This window comes from Candidatus Paceibacterota bacterium, from assembly GCA_035452965.1.
In the GTDB taxonomy this organism is placed as follows: domain Bacteria; phylum Verrucomicrobiota; class Verrucomicrobiia; order Limisphaerales; family UBA8199; genus UBA8199.
This window is the reverse complement of record DAOTCE010000067.1, coordinates 1-6,145: the sequence shown is the minus strand read 5'-3', so window position 1 is coordinate 6,145 and position 6,145 is coordinate 1. Positions and strand designations below refer to the sequence as shown.

Here is a 6,145-nt window from a genome sequence, read left to right as displayed (position 1 = left end):
TCTTCTCCACCAACTCCTTCGCCTCGCGCAGCAGGATGCGGGCGATGAGCCACTCCGGCCAGCTCTCACCCAGGCCGCTTCGAGCCAGCTCAACCTGAAGGGTTGATAGAGAGTAGCCGGTGGTCGGTTGGGGCGACAGGGACCGACCACCGGACCGCCGTCCCCAAAGCGCCCATGCACCCCAGCGAGGTGCCAGAGGCCGCCCTGCGATTGCCAAAGTTAACTGAAGTGGTCCCGGCGAGTTTCGAACCTCGCGAGTCATTGGCCGCCTCCACGGCTCGAATCGAGCCCTCGCCTACCGCCGCCGGCGACGCGATAGCCGACGTCACACACCACAGGAGACACATCGTTATGGTAATCCTGAAGGTCAAAGGCTTGTTCATCGTCAGGTCGCCACCGCAGGGGGTTCCGTTTTGTGTAATCCGAGCATGCCCCCACAAACATGCGCCCTTGAAGGCAAATCCAGATGGGATGCTGGTCCTCTTATTTGCGATAGCTCAGCACCAATGCCGGCGGCTGCTTCCAGAACTTTTTGTCCAGTACAAAGGATTCCAGTTCCTCAGGTTTGCCCGGATTGACTATTAGAACTCGCAGGGTCGGAGGGCCGCTGACAGGGCTTTGCAGAATCCACGACGAGAGCGTGCAGCCGTTGGTTCCGGTCCGCCACAGGCTGTTATTGGCTCCATCATGACGATCCAGGCTCATCTCCGCGAACGACGAAATATCCAGGGGCCTTCGTGCCGCCTGAATGAGCTCCGAAATCCGGTCCAAGCGAGTGGTACTGCTTTCCCCGATCTTTTGATTGTACTCGGCCAACGATGGTTCTAAGTAATGATTGGAGTGAGTGACCGTGCCTGTCTTCACCACTTTGACGGCAAAATGGCCCTCCAGCCCCTCCTCGAGCATGAGGATTTGTTTTCGATCGGAAATCATCAGGAACGACGGTTTCCGGTTGGAAAACAGCTTCTCCTTGTCGGCCAGGATTTGATCGCAACTGGCATATTCTGCCAATAAAGTGGTCATCAGGCCCGATTTGCCGATCTGGGCATCGCGGGTGGCTTTGGGAATGGAACTCGCCGATGCTGTCGTCACACAGAGCCCTTTTTCATTAACCCCTTGTTTGATGCCTGGTTCCTTGTTCCCTTCGGCATAAAGCCCCAGATACGCATACTTTCCATCCCGGCGTACTTTCAGCACCTGAACATGATCCGGCTTCCAATCACGGTTCTTGGAAATGATCGTCCCGCCGCCTGCATCTCCGCCCGCAGCTCCCCAGAGCGTGCAGCCGCTGGCTTGAAAGCACGGCACTTCCAGGACGAGGATCGAAACCACAGCCAGTAGACTAAAACGCTTGTTCATGCGGGTTGAGAGAGATTCTCTAAATGCAGCGGCCACAACACCCAGAGGTGCGGCAATTCAGCCGAAGAGAGGACCCTGCAGCACATGGTGCCAGGTATTGACGGCCAAGCAGCACTGGCTATTCAGCCAATATGAATAACCCCGACATGACCTGATTGCCGAAGATGGAATGGAGAGGGCTGGACTAGCGCTGGTCTGGGAGAGCGCTCTTCCAGCCATTGCTTCAGTAAACCTGGCAAACAGCCCTAACAGACAGCCCCGTCGTTCGTTCCTGAGAACCACCGCCACAGCGCTCATCGCCGCTCGTCTTGGTTTTGAACCTCCGCCGCCATATCCAGCAGCGCAGCGAACAACTTCTCCGAGGCCTGCGGTTCGAGGCGGTTGGTACCGAGCCACGTTTCGTAGCCGCCCAAGGCAAAATGCCGGGGCGTGGGCAAGTAGCCCAGGCTGGCGTGCGCGTGTGAAACCAGGAACGCCGGCTGGATCGGGCAGCGCTTCCGGAAATCCAGGCCGATTTCACAGAAGATCTCCACGGGCATGGAACCGACGCAGACCGGCCCGACGCGCAAGAGTTGCACGGGCGCTGAAACAGTTTCCGGCGTTTTCGAAATGCCCAACACGCGCTTGGCGTATATGACTGAAAGATCCACGTTCGCGGATTTTCCGGGGGCGTGGGCAAGGGTCTGTCTTGCCCAGGCGACTTGTTCAGGCGTGGGCACTCGCCGGCCAAGCTGGAGTTCACGGTAACGGGCGACCAGTTCTATATCACTGCGGTATTCCGCTTTGGCCAGCGCGGCCTGGACTTTGCGGGCGATGTCTCCGGCCACATACTGCATTTTGGCGTAGGGCGGTTGCCGCGGTTGTGGCTGGCGGAAATTGATGTTGTTAATATCACCGCTGGTGCCGTTAACCATCATCGCCACAAACGGCGGATCCTGTTCCCCGGCCTGCAGCAAGCGTTTCAATTCCTCGCAATACACACCATAATAGTCGGCCGAAATGTCGCCGTTGGGCACGCCCCCAACATAGTGCAGCGAGTAGCCCGAATAGACCGCGATGGGCCGCCCGCCAGGTTCACGAAAGGCCAGGATCGAGACCGTCGGATCGGTGGGCCCGGCCGGTTCGACCAGGTTTGTGCTGCCGGGGCTCGGATTCATCTTTACCTGGTCAATCTGGCCGAATGGATTCCGCGGAGCGGTGCCTGGCTTCATGATCCACCGGCGATTGAAGACATGCTCAGGAGCCTGGGCCGTGGCAAACGCAAACTCAGCCGGGCGCAAATTCTCCGCCGCGGCTTTTACACCTGCAGCAATGCGTTGGGCCACCAAAAGCGGGTAGCCCTTGAGCGTCTGGGAACCCTCACCGCTGCAGCCGGAATGAGTATGCACCGCCGAAATCAAGACGTGTTCCGGCGGGATACCGATGCTTTCCTTGATCAGCCGGCGGGCTTCCTGGCTGACGTAATACCCAGTGTGCAGCAGTTCGCAGACGACTAGTGCCAGCTTCGTTTTGCCGTCGGCCAGGACAAGGCAGCGTGCGTGCAGTCCATCGTGGATGTTTGTCGCCGGGGACTGCACAAAATTGCCCACGATAGGGCCGCCCAAAGGCGGAGTAATGTCACTGACGGCTGCGCCCGCTAGAAGTTTATGAACCGCCTTTTCGGCTGCCGCCGCGGGCAGGCACAAGGCGGCGCCGAGCGTGAAGAGAAGTATGGTTTGTCTCATCTTAATGATAATACTGGCATGTTCGCGTCACCGCCAGTAGCGCACGGCTACGTACGAAGGCGAAATGTCGAGTCGGCCGAATTCTGCGGAACGCGTCATGGCCGGCGTGCATTCGTCCAGCGTGTTCGGGCCATTTCCTGCAGCCAGGCATCGTCAACCGTGATGCGTTCCTTTCGTCCGTTGCGTTCGAGGACGATCTCCCCGGTAATATCCTTCAACCCGTTGCTGTTGTGGTCGCTAATCCTGAGGACCGGACGAGTCAGGTCGTCCTTAATCCTCAGGCGTTTGAAATGAATATTGCCTGCCGGCCGGCTGTCCGAATCGAGGCCTTGAACGTATAGCGGCGGAAAGAACGTCTCATCGCGCGCGCTGTCACGGATGATTGAATCCTCCAGTGAAACACGCATCGCGTCGTATGGATTGAACTGCACGGACAGACCAGCCATGCCATCACCTTCCGTCACGAGACGAGTGATCCGCAGCAGCCCTCCCGGCGGGTCCTTTGGCGCACTGCACAAATGGACGGCGTGCTGTTGGTTGCTGCGGGAAACACAATGCTCCAAGTAGATCGAAACCGGTTTGGAGCGGCTGCTCAGGCATTGCGGACAGATTTGAAAACCCGTGCCGGCGTTGTTCCGGGAAACGCAGTGGCGCACGACACAGTTGACCAGAGACTCGCCCGGGCTGTTCGGCTCAAAATCAATGCCGGCCGCCGGAGCGGTGCCCGCGGTGTTCCGCAACAGACAATCCTCGATTAACAAATTCTCCGCGCTGATGACGCTGACTCCCTGACGGTGGTTGGCGTTGCAGTCCACGCGCCGGATCACCACGTTCCGATTCGCGGGCTTCGCCGGCGTAGTCCCCAGGTAGATGCCGTCGCCCCCCGTTTTCTCAATCCTCAGATCCTGCACCCGCACGTCCTGACATCCCAGAAATGCCAAACCATGCCGCCATTCCGATTTTTGATAGGCGCCGGACTGATAATCTTCTTTGTGCATACGAATCCCTGCCGATTTGCCCCCATCCTTCCTTCCGCCCCGGATTACGACTTGCTCGCACTCCTGGAACGTCAGCAGGCAATCCCCCTTGCCCCGGTAAGCGCCCCTCAAGGCCAGCACTTCTGTCCCCGCTTCCAATATGATCTCCTGGTGGCTCACGCCGCGCAGCGGCCCGGTCACCCAGGCGGATGGCTGCCGGTCGATGATCAGCTTCCTGACCTTCGAGTTGATCGCCTCTTGAAGATACGCCGTGGAATCCTGCGCATCGAATCCCCACCATGAGGCGTGTGCTTCGTGCCGATGTCCGTTCACCACCTGACGAACGAGTTCCGGCCGGGCAGGACTCTTCGCCGACGCTGCGCCCGCCGCCCAAGCGAACAAACAGAACCCCAGGGTGGCAACCACGAACAGTGGAGATCGGCTCGTCCGCATGATCACAACATGTCGCCAATAGAATATATGATGCATCACCAGAGCTTCATCGTCAGGTAAGTGTCCCGGCCAAGTAGACAGTTGGTGAGCTTCACTTCCGTGCCCGAGGGGATGGTTACGCTCAACGTCTGGTTGGCATAAACGGGAAGCGCATACTCGTATTTGCCGAAGCGGATGCTGTAGGTGAGATCCGAGTTGTTGGAGAGGTGGATCAGGCCGCGCTTCGCATCGATGACTTTCACCGCAAGTGATTTCCGTACGATTTCCCGGACAAAATCCTCCTTGCCGGCGAGGTGATTGTTGAAACAGGCCAGCGTGCGTCCGGCAAACAGCGCCTCTTTGAGAGATTCCAACGTGCGCTCTTTGGCGAACACCAGGGTCATGGGCCGTTGCAGCTTTTGCGGGTAGGCGGTGGTGCTGGTGACGTGCAGGTCGGAATTCGCCATAAAAGCCAGGTTATTGTCCCGGCAGTAATCCAGCGCTTTGGGATACATTTCCCGCCCGTTGAAGACTTCGGCTCCGCGGATCTTGCCGCCCGCGATAAGCTCTTTGTGCACCGGATACATCGTCGCGTCCTTGTCCGGCCAACCGGGGTGATTCCAGAACAAGAAAGCGCCCTGTTTGGCCGCCGCTTCAATCGCGTCCAGCGGCTTCGGAACATTGCATTTCTCGACGTCCTGTATAAACAGAGCGTTGATATGTCCCAGCGGCTTGTCCCGCGTGATTTCAGTGCCGTTGACCACAAGTATGCCCAGACGCTGACCGCGCTCGCGCGCGATTTCGTTTGAACGGTTGAGGCCGCCCTGCAGCACGGCCTTGTTCGGCCGGACTTCGATATGGTCTGTGATGGCGATGGCATCCAGACCCTGATTCCACGCTTCTATTACCCGCATTGCCGGCCATACCTGCCCGTCCGAGAACACGCTGTGCATGTGAAAATCGCATTTGAGCGTCTGGTACCCGTCCAAGCCCGGGATATTGATGTTATAACGGTATTCCGAAAACTCGGCGGCCGGGAATTCCCAGGTGTCGGCGTTTTGCAACTGGGCAACGCACGTCAGGGGAAGGGCGGTCAAAAGAACCAACAGCTTCAACAATTTCATCATGCGGGATTTTATTGACGGAGACTGCGTCTAGCGAAAGCATTTTTATTCATCGTGATTACCACGTGGCCTTGCGTTCCCCGCTGACCTTCGGGGCCGCCACTTTGACAAAGGAGAGCGCCTCGATTTCAACCAGGAGGTTGTCGCGGCAAACATCGCCAATCAGGAACAGCTCCGGGACGCGGGGTACAGTGGCCTCAAAAAGAAAAAGGGGCAAACCATAGATTAGTTCATTATAGGCTTGCCCACACACTGGCAGACTACCCACACGCCTCGCCAACTCCGTGTTCATTCAGTATCCCGGCGCCATCTTGAAAGGGGTCATCACAGGGGCTATGCTGGCACAACCCCGCATTCCGCACTGGATCCCCTTTAGCCTTCCTCCCGGAGCCTCTTTGCGCCCTTTGCGGTTACAGCCTCTTCAGCCACCAGTGACATACCAGTCTGTCTGTAGCCGGCCTTCCCTTCGCGACTCAGCCCTTCCCCCGAAAAAGTGGACACCGGATCTTGGGTCTGAGAGAAAGGCAAC

The 6,145-nt window shown here is 58.1% G+C and carries 5 protein-coding genes; all 5 read right to left on the bottom strand.

The features are described 5' to 3' along the window. Nucleotides 1-483 precede the first annotated feature (483 nt). Nucleotides 484-1,359, bottom strand: coding sequence for a carcinine hydrolase/isopenicillin-N N-acyltransferase family protein (locus P5205_22255; GenBank protein HSA13084.1), 876 nt, complete (start codon nucleotides 1,357-1,359; stop codon nucleotides 484-486). A gap of 293 nt (nucleotides 1,360-1,652) precedes the next feature. Continuing rightward, on the bottom strand, nucleotides 1,653-3,083 hold the full coding sequence (locus tag P5205_22250; GenBank protein ID HSA13083.1) for a hypothetical protein: 1,431 nt from the start codon (nucleotides 3,081-3,083) through the stop codon (nucleotides 1,653-1,655). A 95-nt stretch (nucleotides 3,084-3,178) separates the two neighbouring features. Further along, a complete protein-coding gene (locus P5205_22245) occupies nucleotides 3,179-4,513 on the bottom strand; it encodes a right-handed parallel beta-helix repeat-containing protein (GenBank protein HSA13082.1) in 1,335 nt (444 codons plus the stop codon). 35 nt (nucleotides 4,514-4,548) lie between these two features. After that, nucleotides 4,549-5,619: a hypothetical protein gene (locus P5205_22240; protein ID HSA13081.1), complete on the bottom strand. Its 1,071-nt coding sequence runs from the start codon at nucleotides 5,617-5,619 to the stop codon at nucleotides 4,549-4,551. A 55-nt stretch (nucleotides 5,620-5,674) separates the two neighbouring features. After that, nucleotides 5,675-5,833 carry a hypothetical protein gene (locus P5205_22235; protein HSA13080.1) on the bottom strand — a complete coding sequence of 53 codons (159 nt, stop codon included), beginning with the start codon at nucleotides 5,831-5,833 and terminating at the stop codon, nucleotides 5,675-5,677. Nucleotides 5,834-6,145: the final 312 nt, after the last annotated feature.